Origin of the sequence: Neisseria zalophi, from assembly GCF_008807015.1 — a bacterium.
In the GTDB taxonomy this organism is placed as follows: Bacteria; Pseudomonadota; Gammaproteobacteria; order Burkholderiales; family Neisseriaceae; genus Neisseria; species Neisseria zalophi.
This window is the reverse complement of sequence record NZ_CP031700.1, coordinates 800,529-821,033: the sequence shown is the minus strand read 5'-3', so window position 1 is coordinate 821,033 and position 20,505 is coordinate 800,529. Positions and strand designations below refer to the sequence as shown.

The following is a 20,505-nucleotide window of genomic DNA, read 5'->3' as shown; positions in this document are numbered from 1 at the left end:
AAAGTTGGACACTCCTCCAACCCATTAAGGTGCAGTTTTCTTATGAGCAAATATACATTAGACTTTAAATACCAAGCCGTACAATATTATCAGCGCGTACGCAGCCAACAGCGTACTGCCGATCACTTTAATATTTCCCGTACCCATTTACGCCGTTGGATAGCCGCATACAACCAAGGCGGCATCCGCGCACTTGAGCATCCGCAGGCCATTATGATCATCAAACGCAAAAACCCCTTTATCGTCGATAAACCCGACCACGAAAAAACACAGGCGGAACTAATCGAAGAGTTGCGCTATATGCGGGCGGAGAACGACTATCTAAAGGAATTAAAAGCCCTCAGGCAGAAAGAAGCGGTCGCCAAAAAAGCGAAGCCGTCCAAGCACTGAGGGCAAAACATCCGCTTAAATACCTGCTGCACAGTGCTGCACTGCCCAAAAGCAGCTTTTATTACCACCACGGCCGACCCGATCCGGACGAACAGGACAAAGCTACCGTTGCCGAAGTTTATGCCCGCCATCAAGGGCGTTACGGATACAGGCGGATTGCCGCCACTTTGTCATGGAATAAGAAAAAGGTTGCCCGTTTGATGAAACTGCTGCAATTGAAAGCCAAAGTGCGTCCGAAAAAAGCCTACCGCCATCCGGCAATGGGAGAACCGTCGGATAATATTCTGAACCGCCGCTTTGAGGCGCAAAAACCCAATGAGAAATGGCTGACAGATGCCACCGAATTCAAGTGCAGCAATGGTAAACTGTATCTGTCACCGATATTGGATGTATTTAACCGCGAAATCGTCGCTTATGCGATGAGCCGTCGCCCGAACAGCGAGATGGTGGAAAGAATGCTGAATGATGCGGTCTGCAAACTGACAAAGGCAGATAAAGTGCTGCTGCATTCCGATCAAGGTGTGCTATACCGTACGGAAGCTTACCGCCGCACGTTGGCGGAACACGGCATAGTGAAGAGTATGTCGCGTAAAGGCAATTGTTGGGACAATGCACCGATGGAAAGCTTCTTTGCGATACTGAAGACGGAATGCTTTTATCAAGAAGGCAAACTTTCGACAACAGAGCTGATGCAGACAATAGATGACTATATACGATACTACAATCATGACAGATGTAGTTTGAAATTGAAAAAGCTGAGTCCTGTGGCATACAGAACCCAGCTCGAAAAGGCAGCCTGAAAAGGCTTTTATGTTTGTCCAAGATTTGGGGGTCAGATCAATTATTCAGACGGCCTTTTTAAACTTTAAATACGTATTTTATTTCACATGCGGTGCAATAATTTGCAACATCTGACCCAACACTTTCGGATTACCTGCAACAATATCGCCGCTTTCCAGCCAATGCTCATTGCCCTGCATATCCGTTACAATGCCGCCTGCTTCCTGAACCATCAACGCACCCGCCGCAATATCCCACGGCTTAAGGTTAAATTCAAAAAAGCCATCCAAGCGCCCACAGGCCACGGCACACAAATCCAAAGCAGCAGCACCCTCACGGCGACCGCCTGCAGTTTTTGCTAAAAAATCTTTTAAAATAGCCAGATAAGTATCCATCATACTCTGATCAACCACTGGAAAACCCGTGCCGATCAAACAGCGGTTTAACTCAATACGATTAGAAACCCGGATACGGCGGTCATTCAACAATGCGCCCTGCCCGCGAGAAGCCATGTATAAATCATTACGCTCAGGCGCGTAAACTAATGCTTCCTGCAAAACACCTTTATGACGGAGCGCCATAGAAATCGCATATTGCGGATGACCGTGCAGATAGTTGGTTGTACCATCCAGCGGATCAATAATCCATTCGTATTCCGCTGTTGTTTTACCATGAGCGCCGCTTTCTTCAGCCAGAATTCTATGATGCGGATAAGCCTCTTTCAATGCATCAACCAAAATGGCTTCTGCCGTACGATCAACATCGGAAACAAAATCATTAAACGCTTTGCTGTCGGTTTTTACCGCATTCAGATTATTGGCGGCGCGAATCATCATATCGCCTGCTTTACGGGCAGCTTTAAAAGCAGTATTTAAAATCGGGTTCATGGCATTCTTTCTAATCAGGTACAATAAGTCTTAACGTAAAAACACAGTGTTTACGCTGTTTCCAATGTTGTTAAAGAGCTTTTCAGACGGCCTTTGGCTTTAAATGCTGTTTTTCGAACACAATCCGAATAAGTCATCTGAAAAAATATCAAGCTATTATTATACCCTTGTTACGAAAATAAAACATGAGCCCCATACCTACTTTACCTGCCTATCTTGATAACATCCACATTGTTTTAACCCGAACCAGCCATCCGGCCAATATTGGTTCGGCTGCACGCGCCATGAAAACCATGGGATTACACCGTCTAACGCTGGTCGCACCGCAATTAATCGCCACACCAATGACCGAACAACCACCGGTTTTTGATGCTGAACAACCGGAAAAATTTAAACTGCCAGAAGAGAGCTTTGTGCTGGCATCCGGTGCTGCGGACGTTCTTCAAAACGCCCGTATTGTCGGATCACTAAAAGAAGCTTTGGCAGAAACCACTTTGAGCTGCGCACTAACCAGCCGTAAACGTGAGTTAACCGCTCCCCTACAAACACCACACCAATTGGTTCCGGAGCTGCTTCAAGCCGCTTCAGACGGCCATCAGGTCGCTTTAGTGTTCGGTAACGAAACATTTGGTTTGAGTATAGAAGAAGTGCAAAACTGTAATAGATTGATGACGATTAATGGAAACCCCGAATACTTTTCCCTGAATCTGGCACAAGCCGTGCAAGTGGTATGTTATGAATTATTCAGTCAAACCGATATGCCGATGACGCATTTAGAACAAGAAAATAATCCGGCAACACACAATCAAATTCTCGGCATGGTTAACCACATGGAAAGTGTGATGAATGATGTCGGCTTTTTCAACCGACGCAACAGTGATCGACTAATGCGGCGTATGCAAAATCTCTTTTTCAGTGCCAATACGCAACAAGAGGATATTGATATTCTTAGGGGATTTTTTAATACCGTGAAACGCCAGTTGAAAAAATAAAGCTTACAAATGAAATATCAAAAATTTAATATATCTTAAATGTTAAATTTCATTATTTGCCGTTTATTATGAGCAACAAAAAATGCCGTCTTCAGACGGCATTTTTTTATTACACTCTCAAAACTATTTATTCAGTTCGGCAAGCATTTCTTTGGTTTTTTCCAAAATATCCCCGCTTGATTCTTCTAAAAGTTCTTGAAGCGTTTCACGTGCTGCATCAGGATCACCAATCTCCATATACATTTGCGCCAATTCATATTTAGCTTCAAGCGGTGCAGTCATACCTACAGATTCGGAAATGAATCCATCATCACTTTGGCTATCTTCCTCATCAACGCTGATACTTTCCCACTCGATGGTTTCTGTATCCTCAGCGGTAGCCAACTCAATCGGCTTACTTAAATCTTCAGAATCTTGGAAAGAAATGCCCTCTTCTTGCTGATCCGGTGTCCAACCTAAATCATCTTTAGCCACTTGTACGGTATCTTGTGTTGAAGCAGCTAAGTTGGCATCTTCAATCGATTCATTATGAATATCAGCTTTTTCAAATGTATTATCAATCTGTGCACTATCTGATGCTGCTGATGTTTCAGCAATATCAAACTCCAACGGTGTTTCTACATCTTCTTCTGCCTGCTGCGCAGTTTGCACTGACACATTTTCAGATGTTTGGTCGCCTACTATTTCAAATTCAAGTGCATTGTCATCTTGATCTGCTGTAATAGGCGTACTACTTTCAGCAAATGAAGTGGTGTCTGCTCTATCCGTTGTAATATCAGATGTATTATCTTCTGAAAGCGTATCCGTCGTTCCACTTATCTCAGTAGCAGGTTGTTCATATTCAAGTTCAACCGGTTTTTGAGCTGACTCAACTAATGGTTGTAAACCATCTTTAGGTGCTTCAACTGAATCAGCTTCTACTGTTTCAGTATCAAGATTGATATCCGTTTGTTCTTCGGCACCCGATTCAGGTTTATCAGCTTTGTTAGCATTCGCATCAAACTCAACAGCAATATGCTGATATTCACTTTCAGGGTCTGGCTCGTATACGCTTTCTGTGGATTCAATTTTGTCCCAGTCAGCATTTTGACGTTTTCGAGTCTCTTCGTCTTGGGTTAAAGAACTAGAAACAATGGCTCCTTGCTCTTTATCAATAGCACCCAAATCCAAATTGAAATCCTGACCTGATTTTTCTACCGGAACCACCTCGGTTTCAGTAAAGAAGATATCATCATCAAAATCATCTTCCACATTCAATGTGTCATCCGATTTAGATGTGGCATCAGCAGCAGTAGCGGTGGCAGTTGTCACCAATGCAGCTTTGGTCGCCGATCCGGTATTATCTTTTGCTACTTCAGAACCTACCGAAGACACTTCTTTTTCATGACTCTTGGCGGTATCTGTAAAAATATTACTGTCTTGGCTGATATCATTATCTAAAACAATATCATCTTCTACTTCCACATCATCCGCAAAAACCACATCTGGTGTTTGCTTTTTCTTGCCGACCGCTTTCAATAACAACCATAAGGCAATAGCAGCAATACCAGCAAATAACAACCAGCGCCACCAACCACTATCTTCATCAGAAGAAGCAGGCTGTTCTTCCTGTACGGTATCTGTGGGTACTATTTGTTGAGATTGCGAAGCAGTCTCTTCGGTAGATACTTCTGCAACAGCCTCACTCGCCATCTCAGACACTTCTGAAGCAGTATTAACAGGCGCACTGGCAATCACTGTTGTATCTTGTGTTTCGTTAGGTGTCTTATTCTCAACGGTAACTGAAGGCGTTTCTACTGACTGGTCGGTAGCTTCTGCTGAAGCAGATACTGTTTTTTCAACCTGCTCTGGCTTAGATGGCAAAGACTCTTTCACTTCACCGGTAGCTACTGGCTGTTGTGCAAGGCGCTTTAATTCCTGCGCAGAAGGAATACTTAAAACCTTACCGGCATTAATAAGGTTAGGATTTTGATTTGGAAAGAGTTTAGGGTTAGCAGCAACCAACGCATTAATCGTGTCATGAGTACTCAATCCGCTCGGGCGTACTTTCTCTGCAATAGAGGTCAATGTTTCGCCATGGCGAACAGTATAGTCCCCAGATAATACTTTTTGATTATTATCTGATACAGCTTGTGTATTTCGAGCATTACGTTTTTTATCTGCCTGGATAACAACTGCTGATTTCTGACGTGTAGTTTTCGCTTGCTCTTGTGCTTTTTTATCTCTTAAATTTGCTTGAGCAGATGAACTACGCTGTTCTTGCGGACGTTCACCTGTTTTATCTGCAACAACAGCTTTTTCAGTATTAGTATTATTTGAACTCGAACCCTTCCCTGCAGAATAATCAGGCGGATCAATAATGGCGGTGTATTGACGTGATTGTGCACCTACACCGACTTGGAAAACCAAAACAGGGTCATTAACTGGTGCATTCGAACGAATGCTGATAACGGCATTATCACCTGATTTTCTAACACTGGTCCGCAAGTTATTGTTTGAAAGGGAAGCACTGCCGCCATTCAATAATATTTGAGCTTCCTCACCTGTTACCGTAACAGAACCGGAAAAAGGCTCGCCAAGATTCGATTGAACACTCAGACCACCCAAACCGCCCATGGCCGATAATGATGTACTGAAAGCTACGGAAGCCGCGATTAGTTTGATTTTATGATTGTTTTTCAAATTATATCCCCTGTCCAAGTTTTGCAGTCCAACTGCCTTTTAGTATACAGGCTGCATCATATATGCGAATAGCCTACCCTGCCAAGCAAATCTGCTAATTTATGTAAATAACAAGCTGGAAATTGCAACTTTATAACCACTCTTGGCATCCTCTTTGTAAAAAATCAGACAATCGGCTTATTTTTAAGATAGCCTGCCTATTTTTTATGTTGATTGACATAAATGATGCAAAAGAGTTCGTCTCACTGTATTATTGAGCAATTAGAAATAATCGGGATAATATACGCAGATGAAAATATTAAGTGATTTCATCGCCGTTATTTTGTTTTTTATTACTTATACGGTTACTAAAAATATTATTTGGGCCACGGCTGTGGCTTTGATTGTCGGTATTATTCAAGCCGCTGTTATTTGGCTGAAATACAAAAAATTAGATACCATGCAATGGGTCAGCCTTATATTGATTACGGTTTTAGGGGGGGCAACCATATTGCTACATGATAAACGTTTTATCATGTGGAAACCGACATTACTATTTTGGGCTGGCGCATTAGCTTTAGGTGGTAGCTTGTTTTGGAAGAAAAATGGCTTAAAAGCAATGCTGGGTAAAGAAATTGAACTTGAAGACCATGTTTGGCGCCGGCTTACTATTGCCTGGGTGCTTTTTTTAATTTTTATGGGCTTAGCCAACCTTGCTGCGGCCTATATGCTTTCAGAAGCACAATGGGTAAATTACAAACTATTCGGTTCAACCGGCTTGATGATTCTTTTTGCATTGGCACAAGGTATTTATTTAAGTCGCCATTTACCCCAGAAGGATTAGATTATTTATGGAATATTTTATGTTATTGGCCACAGATGGCGAAGATGTACATGAAGCACGAATGAGCGCACGCTCTGAACATCTCAAGCGTCTAGAAAACCTACAGGCGGAAGGCCGTTTGTTAACAGCGGGCCCCAATCCTTTACCTGACAACCCTGAACGGGTTTCAGGCAGCTTAATCATCGCCCAGTTTGCATCATTAGATGATGCACAAGCATGGGCCGAGCAAGACCCTTATGTAGATGCCGGTGTTTATGATGAAATTTTGATTAAACCTTTTAAGGCGGTTTTTAAGTAAAATGGATATGCAAAAAACCATTGAGGCAAGATTAGCAGAACTCAATCCTATACACTTCGAATATCGTGATGACAGCCATCTTCACGCCGGTCATGCCGGCAATACCGGAGGCGGTCATTACGCCTTACTTATCGTTAGCGAAGCATTCGACGGCGTTAGCCGTCTTAACCGTCAACGTTTAATTAAAGATATGCTTCAAGATTTATTTTCAGACGGCCTGATACATGCATTAAGTATCAAAGCCGCCACCCCTGAAGAATACTTCCATTAACTTACCTTAGCATCCCCAAACTAACCTTTTATTTATACTGAGAAAACCATGAAAAAATCTTATTTTGCGTTAGCCTTGTTAACCACTTTAATATCAGGCAGCTTATGGGCAAAAACCCTAGTTACCGTCAACGGTGCCAAAATCGACAGTACCGAAATTGACGGACAAGTCAAAATTTTACAAAGCCAAAACCCACAAATTCCAGACAGCCCTGCGCTTCGTCAAGAACTAACTGAGCGCCAGATTATGACAACCGTGGTTGCACAAGAAGCAAAACGCTTAAAATTAGACCAATCTGCCGAATACAAAAAAGCCATAGCAGACGCACGCGCTGCTGCAAAAAAAGATGGGGCCGACAAACAAGCCACATTCAAACAACAATGGGCGGGTTTTGAAAATGAAATGCTTAACCGTGCTTTCATTGCACACACACTACGTACTAATCCGATTAGCGAAAAAGACCTTCAAACTGCTTATAATGATTTCAAGAAATTTTATCAAGGAAGCTATGAAGTACAATTAGGCGAAATCATTACCCGCAGCCGTTCTGATGCGGAAAAAGCCATTGCTGATTTAAAAGCCAAAAAAAGCTTCAAAACCGTTGCAACCCAATATTCTATTGATCCGGAAAGCAAACAAAACGGTGGCGTAAACGAAGATTATGTTAATTTGAAAGATCTGGAACAAGGCGCGCCTGTCATATATGCAGCAATCCGCCAATTAAATAAAGGTGGTTATACAGCTTCTCCGCTAGAAGATGGCAATGGTTTATTCGGTGTGTTTTATATTAATGACAAACGTGCAGCAAAAATCCCTTCTTATGAAGCTGCCAAAAACGGACTAGGCAACCAATTGCAAGCTGAACGTATCGACCAAGCTGTTGAAACACTACTCCGTAAAGCCGATATCAAACCAGCCAACTAAGCGAAAAGAATGTTAGCTATGATGAAAAAAACATATATATTTACAGCTTTAGCTGTTGCTTTAACCACTACCGGACTATTGGCAGCAGGAACCCCTCCCGAAATTGATCGTGCCCGTATTGACAGCATGGTTGCACAAGAACTACAACGGGCGGATGCATTACCTGCCGCCGAAAGACCCGATGGGGAAACATTACGCAAAAACGTGACTACCCATCTTCAAACTGTTGAAATGCTAAAAAACGAAGCTTTTAAATTAGGTTTGGAAAAACTTCCTGAAGTTCAAAGCCAATTTAAAAATGCAGAAGCCGAGTTTTATGCAGGACAATATGTACGTTACCTTGAAAACAATACAGAAGTCAGTGAAGCCGACTTGCGGACGTTTTATGACCAACAGACCCGTCTCGTAAAACTCCAACAAGTAGGTTTTGCAACACAAGATGAAGCCCGTAAAGCGCAGGAATTATTATTAAAAGGCTTATCCTTTGATGATTTAATGAAACGCTATCCGAATCCTGACCAACAGCAAATGGATCAGTTTATTCCTCCCCAAATGCTTCCTCCTGAATTGGCTGGTATTGTGAATAAAATGACACGAGGTCAAATTACTGCCGATCCAGTGGCAATGAATGGCCAATTTTATCTATTCAAACTTGCCGCCGCAGAACGTAACCCGGATGCACAACCATTTAATCAGGTTCGAGATTTAGTTGCCCAACAACTCAAACAGCAAAGAGTACAGCAACAAATTGAAACCTTGCTGAAAGACAATGGTATTGAAGTTCAACAGTAAAATATAGCTTCATAATATAAGGCCGTCTGAAACTTTTTCAAACGGCCTTTCATTCGACTAAAGACCGATAACCTTACCCACTGCTTTCGATAAGTAATATTCGAATCAATGAAAAACCCGAAGGTTTTGTTGACAAAAAAAGCCATGAATAAGATAATCAAAAAATTCATTTTTCAGCTATGCGGCTGAATATATTTTGCGGTAACCATTTTAAAGAAACTTATCCGCGTTTGTCAGGAGGTGATGTTTTCATCACGGTGGGTATCCGACCAAGCCATCAGAGCAAACAGTGATACAATAAAAACCTATTGAAGCCGTCTGAAATATTGCATATTGCTTTTCGAGACGGCATGAAGCCTAATTTATATACATTTAATGATTAAAGGAAGTTCAATGCCTGCAATTCGTGTTAAAGAAAATGAACCTTTTGAAGTTGCTATGCGCCGTTTCAAACGTGCTGTTGAAAAAACCGGTCTGTTGACTGAATTACGTGCCCGCGAAGCTTACGAAAAACCAACAACCGAGCGTAAACGTAAAAAAGCAGCTGCTGTAAAACGTTTGCAAAAACGCCTACGCAGCCAACAACTGCCGCCGAAATACTATTAATTTAATACTTTTATTAAATAGACGCAGTATGCACCGTAAAGCCATTGCTTTACGGTGTTTTGGCATTTTTCAATCGAATCGGTTTTAGCACCCATAAATAATTACTGACAAACCCGGCAATATAGACAGCTTGACGCTTGTTTTTTACCAAAATAGCACCATTCACATAATATCTCTCACTTTTTAAAGCGATATCACCATGAGCCTGAAAGCACAATTAACCGAAGATATGAAAGCAGCAATGCGCGCCAAAGAGAGTGTCAAACTTTCCACCATCCGCCTGATTAATGCTGCCATCAAACAATTTGAAGTTGACGAACGTACCGAAGCGGACGACACCAAAGTGATTGCCATTATTACCAAAATGGTCAAACAGCGGAATGACAGCGCAAAAATTTATACCGAAGCCGGCAGAGCCGATCTGGCGGATAAAGAAAATGCCGAAATCGAAGTATTGAAACACTATTTGCCGCAAATGATGTCGGAAGACGAAATCCGTGCCGCCGTCACTTCGGCAGTAGCCGAAACCGGCGCTTCAGGCATGTCGGATATGGGCAAAGTAATGGGCCTACTCAAAACCCGCTTGGCAGGTAAAGCCGATATGGGGCAAGTTAATAAAATCCTCAAAGCCGTGCTAACTGCCTGATAATTTGAAGAATCAATAGCCGATAAATTTACTACTCCCATAACTGGCTCTATATTTGTTGTTTATAGCCATACTATGGAATAGGGCTATATGATTTTTCAGACGGCCTCTAATGTAAAACACCATGATACCCAGTGAATTTATAGACGAACTGCTGGCTAAAGTCGATATCGTCGATATTATCGACGAACATGTTCCGCTCAAAAAAGGCGGTGCAAACTATATGGCTTGCTGCCCTTTTCACAAAGAAAAGTCACCGTCTTTTTCGGTAAGCCCGCAAAAACAGTTTTACCACTGTTTCGGTTGCGGTGCCCACGGTTCGGCTATTGGTTTCATTATGGAATATCAGGGTTTGAGTTTTACCGAAGCCGTACAATATTTGGCCGACCGTGTCGGCATGACCGTACCGCGTACCGCCGGCCGACAGGAAAACCCGCAAGAGCGGGCGGAACGCAAAAAGAAACAGCAAACACTGGAAGAAACCACCGAAGCCGCCGCAGTTTTCTATGCAGGCCGTCTGAAACAAGATACACGCGCAAACCAATATTTGGCAAAACGCGGATTAAGTGCGGAAATTATCGAGCATTACGGCTTGGGCTACGCGCCCGACAGTTGGCAGCCTTTGGCACAAGTTTTCCAGCCGTACCCCAACACGCCGTTAGTCGAAAGCGGCATGGTGATTGAAAAAGACGGCAAATATTACGACCGTTTCCGCGACCGTATTATGTTCCCTATCCGAAACCAACGCGGACAAGTCATCGGTTTTGGTGGGCGGGTATTGGATAAAGGCGAGCCCAAATACCTTAATTCACCTGAAACCCCCTTGTTTGATAAAGGCAAAAACCTCTACGGCCTACACGAAGGCCGTGCCGCCATTAAAGACGCCCAACGCATTTTAGTGGTCGAAGGTTATATGGACGTGGTCGCACTGGCGCAATTCGGCATTGGATACAGCGTTGCCGCACTCGGCACGGCCACCACCGCCGATCACGTTAAAATATTGATGCGCCAAACCGACAGCATTTATTTCTGTTTCGACGGCGACCGTGCCGGGCGCAAAGCCGCATGGCGGGCACTGGAAAACTCCCTGCCCCAACTCAAAGACGATAAAGCCCTGCATTTTTTATTTCTACCCGAAGAGCACGACCCCGACAGCTATATACGCGCCTACGGCAAAGCACAATTTGAAGATGCCCTGTTAAACCAAAGCAAGCCTTTATCAGCCTATTTTTGGGATGCTCTTTCAGACGGCCTCAACCTAAACACACAAGAAGGTAAAGCAGAATTAATCAAAACCAGCTCCCCCTTATTGGCACAAATCAAAGCCCCTGCTTTGGCTTTTCTGCTCAAACAACAATTAAGCGAACTGGTCGGCATTGATTCTGAAAACTTGGCACGTTTATTAGGTGAAGAAATACCGAAACGCCAAGCCAAACAAAAAAGCTACAAACTGCCGAAAGAAACCTTTAAACAACCGAAAATGTCTACATTGGCAGAAAGACAGATACGAAGCCTCTTGATAAATCCGTCATGGGCAGCATATATAGAAATACCCGAATATCTGACCCTAACCGGTGATTTTGCCTGTTTGGCCAATCTTGCCGAAATGATTAAAAACCAGCCGAAGATACCGGGTAGTGCACAAATTTTAGAACACATGCGCGGTACGCCCTATGAAAGCACTGTTAACCGCATCTTCCAAAATGCCATGAAAGAGCCGGAGGCATTAGAGAGCGATAGTGCGGAAGATTGTGAAAATTTCAGAATCGGCATGAAAAAGTTGTTAAATGAGTTAAAATACGCCCAAATTGAAATTTTAAAAGAAAAAAACCAGCATGGTAGTCTGAGCGAAAGTGAAAAAAAACTACTGCTGGTTTTACTAACACCGGCCAAACCCTAAATATTAAAAAGGTGTGCCGTCTGAAAACCCAACCTTGCTGCGAAGAATCACATACTGTTCCGCAGAATACCCTTTTATTGTTTCAGACGGCCTCCCCCATTAAACCGTTTTCAAACGAGATCCATTTTTATGTCTAACCAAAATACTGATAACCGCGATAACGAATATGAAGAGCAAGACGATTCCCGCCCGCTGACCCTCGAAGAACAGCGGGCCCGTTTACGTCAGCTCATTATTATGGGTAAAGAGCGCGGCTATATTACCTATTCAGAAATTAACGATGCCTTACCCGACGATATGTCGGATGCCGAACAAATCGACAATATTGTCAGCATGATTGCCGGCTTGGGCATCCAAGTGACCGAACAGGCGCCCGATGCTGAAGAAATGCTGATGAGCGACAACACCGCCGCCATTACCGACGACGATGCCGTTGCCGAAGCCGAAGCCGCCTTATCCAGCGTAGACAGCGAATTCGGCCGCACCACCGACCCCGTGCGTATGTATATGCGCGAAATGGGACAGGTTGACCTGCTCACGCGCGAAGACGAAATCATTATCGCCAAAAAAATCGAAAATGCCCTGAAAAACATGGTTCAGGCCATTTCCGCCTGCCCGGGATCAATTGCCGAAATCCTCGAACTCATCCAACGCATCCGTGAAGATGAAATCAAGGTTGACGAAGTGGTCGAAGCCATTATTGATCCTAATGAAGTTTTACTGAATGAATTGGGATTAGGACACTTGGAAACCGCGTCGTCCTCCTCAACTGCCGACAGCAATGTTTCCGATGATGACGATAGCGACGACAGCGATGATGACAGCGACGATGAAGAGGAAGAAGAAAGCGCCGAAGCCATCGCCGCAACCAATCTTGCCGAATTAAGGCAAAAAGTATTGGATCACTTTGACCTTATCCAAGCAGACTACGACAAAATGATTGCCGCACTGTCCAAACACGACAGCCGCCATGAAGACTACCTCAAATACCGCGATGCCATTGCATCCAAACTATTGGAAGTACGCTTCGGCACACGCCAAATCGAAAGCCTGAGCAACAGCCTGCGTGAAAAAGTGGACAATATCCGCAAAATGGAGCGTGAAATACGTGATATCTGCTTAGACCGCGTCCACATGGATAGAGACTATTTCATCCACTACTTCTTACCGCAAATCACCAATCTAAATTGGGTTGAAGAAGAAATTGCCAAAGGCAAAGTATGGAGCGATGCTCTCGACCGTTTCCGCCATGCCATTGTTGAAAAACAAACCGCACTTGCCGAAATGGAAACTGAAACCCGCATTTCCATTGAAGAACTGAAAGAAATCAATAAAAACATGGTCATCAGCGAAAAAGAAACCGCTGCTGCCAAACAAGAAATGATTCAGGCCAACCTGCGTCTGGTAATTTCTATTGCCAAGAAATACACCAACCGCGGCCTGCAATTCCTAGACTTGATTCAAGAAGGCAATATCGGCCTGATGAAAGCGGTAGATAAATTCGAATACCGCCGCGGCTATAAGTTTTCAACCTATGCCACTTGGTGGATACGCCAAGCCATTACCCGCTCGATTGCCGACCAAGCACGTACCATCCGTATTCCGGTTCACATGATTGAAACCATCAATAAAATGAACCGTATTTCGCGCCAGTATCTGCAAGAAAACGGAGAGGATCCCGATTCTGCCAAATTGGCCGAACTGATGGAAATGCCCGAAGATAAAATCCGCAAAATCATGAAAATCGCTAAAGAGCCGATTTCGATGGAAACCCCTATCGGCGATGACGACGATTCGCATTTGGGCGACTTTATCGAAGACCTCAACAATATTGCGCCGGCAGATGCCGCGATGTATTCCAGCCTGCACGAAGTAACCAAAGAAGTGCTGGAAAGCCTAACACCGCGTGAAGCCAAAGTATTGCGTATGCGCTTCGGTATTGATATGAATACCGACCACACGCTTGAGGAAGTTGGCAAACAGTTCGACGTAACCCGCGAACGTATTCGCCAAATCGAAGCCAAAGCCTTGCGCAAACTTCGCCATCCGACCCGAAGCGACCGCCTGAAAAGCTTCTTAGACAGCGAAGAAAACAAACAGCCCTAATAAGGTTTGCATACTAAAGCAATATCAAAGGCCGTCTGAAAATATTTCAGACGGCCTTTTTTAATAATCCGAACCATGCAAAATATAACTATTATTCCGTTATATTTCATCCTCAAATTTACGCAGCAATCTGGCCTGACACTCCCCCAAATGTTTGCGCATCAGATTACGCGCTTTGGTGCCTTTGCCCGCTACCAAATAATCGAGAATTTCGCGGTGTTCGCAATAAGTATGACGCAGGCGGTCTTTCGGTGCGTCAAACACGGCGATAATCAAAGACGAACGTGCGCATAAGCGGTTTACAATACCCAACAATACATCGTTATCCAATAACCGCGCCAATTCAACATGAAAGGCATTAGACAAACGGTTCCAACTCACACGGTCGGAACGGTTGAAGGCGGCCTCTTCCCGCTCTATCAATTCATAAAGCGGGCGGGTACACTCTTCCAAGTCGGGCTCGTCTAACAGCATATTGATAATGGTTTCTTCCAATGCTACCCGCATTTTAAACACATCTTGTGTTTCTTTGGCATCGGGCACATGCACAAAAGCCCCTCTATTAGGCTGCAAATCCACAATTTTATCGTGTGCCAATAAAGACAGCGCACTGCGTACCGTGCTGCGGGAACACATCATCCGGCGACATAAATCAGACTCAGTCAGTTTGTGTCCGGGACGAAGCTTATGATCGGTAATACCGTCGAGAATTTCCGCATACACACGGAAAAGCTCGGAATCATGGCGCTCTTCAAGTATCGATGAAATGGTAGGCGCTTCAGTCAAATAATCTAGGGTTTCACTCATACGATTTTTTTCTGCCTGTTGGTAGGCGGTTACAGCAGATAGGCAGTCATAGAAACAGCCTTATCCGGTTGCGTACAATATCATCAAATTTCTTTTAATATTCGGTCAGGCTTCAAGCCAAAGAGTTTGCAGTGAACTAGCCATACCAGGAAGCAACACGAAGGCATTTCCTGCTATTGTGCCCGCATTGGAATGCCGAATTATAAACCATCATTGGGTTTACGGCATTTAGGCCGTCTGAAAAACGTTATTGCAACAATTACTTCGAAAATCAAAGTCATCATACCCGAATCGTAGAAATCATGCTGCAAAAGCTTTTCAGACGGCCTGACGGATAATTTTCACGACATGAGAAAATCAAGCGGCGGCAATTTCAAAACTATGTGTTATTTTAGCAGCCTTGCCCAACATAATCGAAGCCGAGCAATATTTTTCGGCCGACATCTGTACTGCTTTTTCAATTGCACTTTCTTTCAAATCGCGGCCAATCACTTTAAAGTGGATATGAATCTCAGTAAACACGCGCGGTGTCGTGTCGGCACGCTTTGCCGTTACCGTAGCTTGACAATCGACAATATCCTGCCGCTGTTTCTCGGCAATCATCACCACATCGATACTGGAGCAACCGGCCACACCGAGCAACAGCATTTCCATCGGGCTGGGCCCGCGTTTGGCATGCCCCTCAGCCGCCATGCCTTCCATCACCACACTGTGGCCACTTTCGGTTGTCGCGACAAAGCAACTGCCGTCCAACCATTTTGATGTTATCTGCATTGTGTATTATTCCTTATGAAGCGGTTGTTCCGATACCAAAATACCGTCCGAATCGCTGTATAGATAATGACCCGGGGTAAAGGTAATGCCACCGAAACTAACCGGCACATCCACCTCACCCGCACCGTCTTTGGCACTTTTACGCGGATTGCTGCCCAATGCTTTCACGCCGAATTCCATATCGTTAATGGCTTCGTTGTCGCGAATCGGACCGAAGATCACCGCCCCTGCCCAACCGTTGGCCGCACCGGCACCCGCAATCATATCGCCCATCAGCGCGCTATACAGATCACCGCCGCCATCTACCACCAATACCTCGCCGTCGGAATGGCTGTTCATTAATTTTTTCACCAAACCGTTATCACGATGGCAACGAATGGTACGGATTTTGCCGTAGAAGCGATAACGGCGGCCGAAGTGGCGGAATTGGGTTTCGCAAGAAGGTGTATCTGGTGCGATATCAATCAAATCGGCAGTAGCAAAATCATATTTCTCACTCATTTTTTACTCCTTTTTATAGTTCCTTATATTATTTCAGACGGCCTAAGACCTTTGCAAAAGCCCAAAAATCCCTTAAATTCTTCACCAAGACATTCCAGGATTTCTCATGAGTACTTTCTTCCAACAAACCGCACAAGCCATGATTGCCAAACACATCAACCGCTTTCCTTATTAAAGTAAAGCTTGAGCAGGTGATTGATTAAGAGCTGGTCATACTGCACTTTACTATTTTTGAAACCAACTCTACTTTATATTCGAATATTTAGGATCAGAATCAAACTTGTATTCCCCATGAGATACACTACACTGAGCCATAATATCAAATTCAATATCATCTGTATAAAGTGATTTTAACTTCTCTTTTGCTAATTTAAGCTGAGTTTTACCACATAAGTCAGCAGCTTTATGCCAAGGTAGCTCATAAGGTTGATTACAATTCCAATCAAAAGGCCGGCAAGGGTAGCATCCTGTTAGAAATAAAAGACTAATGTAGATTAATTTAATAATCCCTATCAATTTTTTAAGATTTTATACTAAAAGTGCGGTTGTTTTTTTATCAGCTAAGATCTTTGCAAAAACCCAAAAATCCCTTAATTATCTTGGTGAAGAATTTAAGGGATTTTTGGGTTTTTGCAAAGGTCTCAGGCTGCCTGAAAAATCCAGACAACCTATTCTTTATCTTTTTCCCACATTAACTCATCAATCTTTAAACAACAAAAATAAAATACTTAAGCAACCATACCCAAAAAATCATCTACTCATAAACCACGCCACCCATTAACCCTTGGGCATCCAATCCATTATAAGACTGTTCCCACGCTTGCGCCGCCTCTACTGAAGCACATTCTTGAGAAAGTGCCCGTTCAATACTGTTCATTGCTCTTGCATGTTGTTGGTTTAAACTACCGCACCCCAATTCATAAGCAAACACTTCTGCCGACTTTGCTCCGAGCGAGCCGGAGGATAACCCTGCCAACGCGAAGGCAAATATACCCGTAAGTATCAAGCTGTTATTTCGACGATTTTTCATGATTGACTTCCTATATGCTAATGAATTAACCGAATCAAAAAGTCCCATATCATTAGAATTTATTAATTCTTACTATTCGGTATGAAAAACTATAATCCAATATTTTGATAATTTATTTTTACTACAATTAAAAAATTAATTTTCGTAAAATCTGAATTTTTTACTATATTACTAAGATAAAATTTAAAATGCAATAGTTTTTCTTACTAAAAGTAAAATAAATCTTACTTTTTATTCAAAATTAAGATAAAATAAACCCCAACATCCCGTGTGCACATCAAAGCCATATACAAACTAAGGATAAATATGGATACTTTCAAAGACAGATTAGCTTTTCTTTGGAAAGACGAAGCCAAGCAGGCAAAAATTGCTGCCGATATTGAAATGACCATCGCAGGCTTTAGCCGGATTTGGCATGAAGGCGGCCTACCCAAAGCAGAAACCTTAAAAAAAATTAAGCAATTAAAAGGATGCAGCATAGATTGGCTGCTAACAGGGGAAGGCGAACCTTATCCCGATGCACAAAAACAACCTGCCCATGCGGAAGATACGCTCGGCAATCCGGTTGATATTGATGAATTTGTATTTATCCCCCGCTACGATATTCAGGCGGCCGCCGGGCACGGACGACTGGTAGAAGATGAAAAACCTTTGTTTACGATGGCTTTCCGACGGTATTGGGTAGAAAACTACATTACCCGCGACACCAAAAACCTTTCCGTGATTTCCGTAAAAGGCGATTCGATGGAAGGCGTACTCAACGATGGTGACTCTATTTTGATCAACCACGGCGAAACCACACCTCGCGACGGCTTGTATGTGTTGCGTTTAAATGAAAACCTATTAGTCAAACGTTTGCAATTAATGCCCGGCGGCATAATTAATGTAATTTCGGCAAATGAAGCTTATCCGACATTTGAAATTAATTTAAACAATATGGATGAAGATATTGCCATTATCGGCAGAGTAGAATGGTTTGGCAGAAATATCTGATGCCATTCTCAAGCAATCGGTCATATCTCCATCTATATTAACGAACCTATTGGCAGATTTCATCCAGGCCGTCTGAACACAATCGATATAGCGTTTCAGACGGCTTAAAGCGATATACAAACATGCTCTAAAGAAATCCGCTAAAATAATCTGTTTTTTACTTTTCAGACGGCCTCATAAATATGTTGGTATTGGGAATAGAATCTTCTTGTGATGAAACCGGTGTAGCGCTTTACGATACCGAACGCGGATTGTTAGCACACCAACTACACACACAAATGGCGATGCATGCCGAATACGGCGGTGTTGTGCCCGAGCTTGCCAGCCGCGATCATATCCGCCGGCTGGTACCGCTAACCCGTGGCTGCATGGAAGAGGCAAACGTTCAATATAGCGATATTGATGCCGTAGCTTTCACACAAGGCCCCGGCTTAGGCGGCGCACTACTGGCCGGTTCGAGCTATGCCAATGCACTGGCTTTTTCGCTCAACAAACCCGTTATTCCCGTCCATCATCTAGAAGGCCATCTACTGTCTCCGCTGCTTGCCGAACAACAACCCGAATTCCCCTTTATTGCCTTATTGGTATCCGGCGGACATTCCCAATTTATGGCAGTACGCGGTATCGGCGACTATACCCTACTCGGCGAGAGTGTCGACGATGCGGCCGGTGAAGCCTTTGACAAAACAGCCAAACTACTCGGTCTGCCCTACCCCGGCGGCGCCAAACTTTCACAACTGGCCAAACTCGGCTCACCGGATGCATTCCAATTTCCACGCCCGATGCTGCATTCCGACGATTTGCAAATGAGTTTTTCCGGCTTGAAAACAGCCGTACTCACCGCCGTGCAAAAAGTCCGCGAGGAGCACAACGGCGAGATGCCCGAACAAACTCGCAACGATATCTGCCGCGCATTCCAAGATGCCGTCGTGGATGTATTGGTTGCAAAAGCCCATAAAGCTCTTTTGGATACCGGTTTCCGTACCCTTGTGGTTGCCGGCGGCGTAGGCGCGAACTGGAAACTTCGTGAGGCATTAGGCCGTCTGAAAGTACAGCCCAAAGGCAAAGGCCGTCTGAAACCGGCAGCCGAAGCCGTTCATGTTTATTTTCCACCAATGGAATATTGCACCGATAACGGCGCCATGATTGCTTTTGCCGGCGCCATGCGTTTGCAAAACCAACAAGAAGCAGGCAAATTTAATGTTAAACCGCGCTGGCCGCTAACCGATATTGTCGGCCGTTGAAACCCCAAAAAACTTTTATATCGAAACGGCAAAACTTATCGCATCCTATTTTTATCGGCACCCCGAATAACACAAGGAATCATTTATCTAAACCCAAAACATGATTATTCCGCCCCAACCATCCGATACGGTATTTTATGCAGCTTGCCCATTTTTTTGACTATCAAGATAGCTACCTCACCTCACTGCAACAACAGGCCAAGTCCGCGCATACCGTTGCAGCATACCGCCGCGACCTGGCACAACTGCAAACCTTGCTGCCCGAGCATACCTATACGGAACCGACACACCGCCGCCACTTTACCGCCGCCTTAAAAAAACTGTCGCAAATGGGCATAAGCGAAAGAAGCATGGCGCGAAAACTTTCTGTTTGGCGGCAATATAGTAGCTGGCTGCAACAACAAGGATTGCTGAATCATGATCCGATGAGTGGATTAAGCGCCCCCAAAATTCCCCAAAGACTGCCGAAAGCCATTGAGCAGGAAATCCTTAATCATTTATTGGACAACGACACCGATAACGAACCGCTATCGGTGCGCGACCATGCTATTTTCGAGCTGATATACGGCAGTGGTTTACGGGTCGGCGAAATACACCGGCTTGATTTGGATGATATTTTATTAAACGACGGTTGGGTTAGCGTATGGGGCAAAGGCAACAAACAACGCCGCGTTCCGCTTGGCCGCCAAAGTATTGCCGCGCTTCAAGCCTATCTGCCGCAACGCCATGCGGCAGAGGGTGAAAAAGCTTTATTTACAGGCCGCCAAGGCAGCCGCTTAGGTATCCGCCAAATTCAAATCCGCCTGCGTGAATGGGCTTTACGCCACGGCAGCCCACAACATATTTCCCCGCATATGCTGCGGCACAGCTACGCCAGCCATTTGTTACAATCCGCCCACGATATTCGGGCGGTACAAGAATTGCTCGGCCACAGCAGCTTATCCACCACCCAGATTTATACCACTTTGGATTTTGATCATTTGGCCAACGTATATGATGATGCCCACCCAAGGGCGAAGCGAAAAAAAGATTAGTTTTACCTCCGCAATAAATCGGTTC

21 protein-coding genes are annotated in these 20,505 nt (G+C 44.1%); 15 read left to right on the top strand and 6 right to left on the bottom strand.

Features of this window, described 5'->3' with window-relative positions; all coding sequences use genetic code 11:
• The first annotated feature begins 42 nt into the window (after positions 1-42).
• Both D0T92_RS03765 and D0T92_RS03760 read left to right on the top strand, forming a co-directional pair.
• Positions 43-390, top strand: a complete 348-nt coding sequence (locus D0T92_RS03765) for a helix-turn-helix domain-containing protein (RefSeq protein ID WP_151049971.1) — start codon at positions 43-45, stop codon at positions 388-390.
• Complete coding sequence (locus D0T92_RS03760; protein WP_151050352.1) at positions 330-1,190, top strand: IS3 family transposase; 861 nt, start codon at positions 330-332, stop codon at positions 1,188-1,190. Before D0T92_RS03765 ends, D0T92_RS03760 begins: the two co-directional genes overlap by 61 nt.
• 78 nt (positions 1,191-1,268) lie before the next feature.
• Here the strand turns inward: D0T92_RS03760 and D0T92_RS03755 are convergent, their stop codons facing one another.
• Positions 1,269-2,057, bottom strand: coding sequence for an inositol monophosphatase family protein (locus D0T92_RS03755; protein ID WP_151050350.1), 789 nt, complete (start codon positions 2,055-2,057; stop codon positions 1,269-1,271).
• Positions 2,058-2,242: 185 nt separating this feature from the next.
• Here D0T92_RS03755 and D0T92_RS03750 point away from each other — a divergent pair, with 185 nt between their 5' ends.
• On the top strand, positions 2,243-3,049 hold the full coding sequence (locus D0T92_RS03750) for an RNA methyltransferase (protein ID WP_151050348.1): 807 nt from the start codon (positions 2,243-2,245) through the stop codon (positions 3,047-3,049).
• A gap of 123 nt (positions 3,050-3,172) precedes the next feature.
• On the opposite strand, the gene D0T92_RS03745 is transcribed toward D0T92_RS03750, so the two are convergent.
• Positions 3,173-5,731: a FimV/HubP family polar landmark protein gene (locus tag D0T92_RS03745; RefSeq protein ID WP_151050346.1), complete on the bottom strand. Its 2,559-nt coding sequence runs from the start codon at positions 5,729-5,731 to the stop codon at positions 3,173-3,175.
• Positions 5,732-6,020: 289 nt separating this feature from the next.
• On the opposite strand from D0T92_RS03745, the gene D0T92_RS03740 reads away from it, so the two are divergent.
• From D0T92_RS03740 to rpoD, 9 genes are all read left to right on the top strand, one after another.
• Positions 6,021-6,554, top strand: a complete 534-nt coding sequence (locus D0T92_RS03740) for a septation protein A (protein WP_151050344.1) — start codon at positions 6,021-6,023, stop codon at positions 6,552-6,554.
• A 7-nt stretch (positions 6,555-6,561) separates the two neighbouring features.
• Positions 6,562-6,852, top strand: a complete 291-nt coding sequence (locus D0T92_RS03735) for a YciI family protein (RefSeq protein ID WP_151050342.1) — start codon at positions 6,562-6,564, stop codon at positions 6,850-6,852.
• A 1-nt stretch (position 6,853) separates the two neighbouring features.
• Positions 6,854-7,123 carry a BolA family protein gene (locus D0T92_RS03730; RefSeq protein ID WP_151050340.1) on the top strand — a complete coding sequence of 90 codons (270 nt, stop codon included), beginning with the start codon at positions 6,854-6,856 and terminating at the stop codon, positions 7,121-7,123.
• Positions 7,124-7,171: 48 nt separating this feature from the next.
• Positions 7,172-8,047 carry a peptidylprolyl isomerase gene (locus D0T92_RS03725; protein WP_151050338.1) on the top strand — a complete coding sequence of 292 codons (876 nt, stop codon included), beginning with the start codon at positions 7,172-7,174 and terminating at the stop codon, positions 8,045-8,047.
• Between the two features lie 21 nt (positions 8,048-8,068).
• Complete coding sequence (locus tag D0T92_RS03720) at positions 8,069-8,839, top strand: peptidyl-prolyl cis-trans isomerase (protein WP_151052959.1); 771 nt, start codon at positions 8,069-8,071, stop codon at positions 8,837-8,839.
• 393 nt (positions 8,840-9,232) lie between these two features.
• Complete coding sequence (rpsU, locus tag D0T92_RS03715; RefSeq protein WP_151050336.1) at positions 9,233-9,445, top strand: 30S ribosomal protein S21; 213 nt, start codon at positions 9,233-9,235, stop codon at positions 9,443-9,445.
• Positions 9,446-9,644: 199 nt separating this feature from the next.
• Positions 9,645-10,091: a GatB/YqeY domain-containing protein gene (locus D0T92_RS03710; RefSeq protein ID WP_151050334.1), complete on the top strand. Its 447-nt coding sequence runs from the start codon at positions 9,645-9,647 to the stop codon at positions 10,089-10,091.
• 124 nt (positions 10,092-10,215) lie between these two features.
• On the top strand, positions 10,216-11,991 hold the full coding sequence (dnaG, locus tag D0T92_RS03705) for a DNA primase (RefSeq protein WP_151050332.1): 1,776 nt from the start codon (positions 10,216-10,218) through the stop codon (positions 11,989-11,991).
• Positions 11,992-12,120: 129 nt separating this feature from the next.
• Positions 12,121-14,097, top strand: coding sequence for an RNA polymerase sigma factor RpoD (gene rpoD / locus D0T92_RS03700; protein WP_151050330.1), 1,977 nt, complete (start codon positions 12,121-12,123; stop codon positions 14,095-14,097).
• A 99-nt stretch (positions 14,098-14,196) separates the two neighbouring features.
• Here the strand turns inward: rpoD and D0T92_RS03695 are convergent, their stop codons facing one another.
• From D0T92_RS03695 to D0T92_RS03680, 4 genes are all read right to left on the bottom strand, one after another.
• Complete coding sequence (locus D0T92_RS03695; protein WP_151050328.1) at positions 14,197-14,904, bottom strand: GntR family transcriptional regulator; 708 nt, start codon at positions 14,902-14,904, stop codon at positions 14,197-14,199.
• Positions 14,905-15,261: 357 nt separating this feature from the next.
• Positions 15,262-15,678: an OsmC family protein gene (locus D0T92_RS03690; protein ID WP_151050326.1), complete on the bottom strand. Its 417-nt coding sequence runs from the start codon at positions 15,676-15,678 to the stop codon at positions 15,262-15,264.
• 6 nt (positions 15,679-15,684) lie between these two features.
• Positions 15,685-16,179, bottom strand: coding sequence for a ribonuclease E activity regulator RraA (gene rraA, locus D0T92_RS03685; RefSeq protein ID WP_151050324.1), 495 nt, complete (start codon positions 16,177-16,179; stop codon positions 15,685-15,687).
• Positions 16,180-16,933: 754 nt separating this feature from the next.
• A complete protein-coding gene (locus tag D0T92_RS03680) occupies positions 16,934-17,209 on the bottom strand; it encodes a hypothetical protein (RefSeq protein WP_151050322.1) in 276 nt (91 codons plus the stop codon).
• Positions 17,210-17,515: 306 nt separating this feature from the next.
• Between D0T92_RS03680 and D0T92_RS03675 the strand changes: the two genes are divergently transcribed.
• The 3 genes from D0T92_RS03675 to D0T92_RS03665 all read left to right on the top strand — a co-directional run bounded on the left by D0T92_RS03675 (position 17,516) and on the right by D0T92_RS03665 (position 20,480).
• A complete protein-coding gene (locus D0T92_RS03675) occupies positions 17,516-18,202 on the top strand; it encodes a S24 family peptidase (RefSeq protein WP_151050320.1) in 687 nt (228 codons plus the stop codon).
• Positions 18,203-18,384: 182 nt separating this feature from the next.
• A complete protein-coding gene (gene tsaD, locus D0T92_RS03670) occupies positions 18,385-19,446 on the top strand; it encodes a tRNA (adenosine(37)-N6)-threonylcarbamoyltransferase complex transferase subunit TsaD (protein WP_151050318.1) in 1,062 nt (353 codons plus the stop codon).
• Positions 19,447-19,583: 137 nt separating this feature from the next.
• Positions 19,584-20,480 carry a tyrosine recombinase XerC gene (locus D0T92_RS03665; protein WP_151050316.1) on the top strand — a complete coding sequence of 299 codons (897 nt, stop codon included), beginning with the start codon at positions 19,584-19,586 and terminating at the stop codon, positions 20,478-20,480.
• Positions 20,481-20,505: the final 25 nt, after the last annotated feature.

Bases quoted from the DNA above. Each gene is read 5' to 3' on its own strand.
- D0T92_RS03730 (WP_151050340.1), top strand. From the start codon at position 6,854: ATGGATATGCAAAAAACCATTGAGGCAAGATTAGCAGAACTCAATCCT.
- D0T92_RS03735 (WP_151050342.1), top strand. From the start codon at position 6,562: ATGGAATATTTTATGTTATTGGCCACAGATGGCGAAGATGTACATGAA.
- D0T92_RS03720 (WP_151052959.1), top strand. From the start codon at position 8,069: ATGAAAAAAACATATATATTTACAGCTTTAGCTGTTGCTTTAACCACT.
- dnaG (WP_151050332.1), top strand. From the start codon at position 10,216: ATGATACCCAGTGAATTTATAGACGAACTGCTGGCTAAAGTCGATATC.
- D0T92_RS03665 (WP_151050316.1), top strand. From the start codon at position 19,584: ATGCAGCTTGCCCATTTTTTTGACTATCAAGATAGCTACCTCACCTCA.
- D0T92_RS03740 (WP_151050344.1), top strand. From the start codon at position 6,021: ATGAAAATATTAAGTGATTTCATCGCCGTTATTTTGTTTTTTATTACT.
- D0T92_RS03710 (WP_151050334.1), top strand. From the start codon at position 9,645: ATGAGCCTGAAAGCACAATTAACCGAAGATATGAAAGCAGCAATGCGC.
- D0T92_RS03765 (WP_151049971.1), top strand. From the start codon at position 43: ATGAGCAAATATACATTAGACTTTAAATACCAAGCCGTACAATATTAT.
- D0T92_RS03750 (WP_151050348.1), top strand. From the start codon at position 2,243: ATGAGCCCCATACCTACTTTACCTGCCTATCTTGATAACATCCACATT.
- D0T92_RS03675 (WP_151050320.1), top strand. From the start codon at position 17,516: ATGGATACTTTCAAAGACAGATTAGCTTTTCTTTGGAAAGACGAAGCC.
- D0T92_RS03725 (WP_151050338.1), top strand. From the start codon at position 7,172: ATGAAAAAATCTTATTTTGCGTTAGCCTTGTTAACCACTTTAATATCA.
- rpsU (WP_151050336.1), top strand. From the start codon at position 9,233: ATGCCTGCAATTCGTGTTAAAGAAAATGAACCTTTTGAAGTTGCTATG.
- rraA (WP_151050324.1), bottom strand. From the start codon at position 16,179: ATGAGTGAGAAATATGATTTTGCTACTGCCGATTTGATTGATATCGCA.
- tsaD (WP_151050318.1), top strand. From the start codon at position 18,385: ATGTTGGTATTGGGAATAGAATCTTCTTGTGATGAAACCGGTGTAGCG.
- rpoD (WP_151050330.1), top strand. From the start codon at position 12,121: ATGTCTAACCAAAATACTGATAACCGCGATAACGAATATGAAGAGCAA.
- D0T92_RS03695 (WP_151050328.1), bottom strand. From the start codon at position 14,904: ATGAGTGAAACCCTAGATTATTTGACTGAAGCGCCTACCATTTCATCG.
- D0T92_RS03690 (WP_151050326.1), bottom strand. From the start codon at position 15,678: ATGCAGATAACATCAAAATGGTTGGACGGCAGTTGCTTTGTCGCGACA.
- D0T92_RS03755 (WP_151050350.1), bottom strand. From the start codon at position 2,057: ATGAACCCGATTTTAAATACTGCTTTTAAAGCTGCCCGTAAAGCAGGC.
- D0T92_RS03680 (WP_151050322.1), bottom strand. From the start codon at position 17,209: ATGAAAAATCGTCGAAATAACAGCTTGATACTTACGGGTATATTTGCC.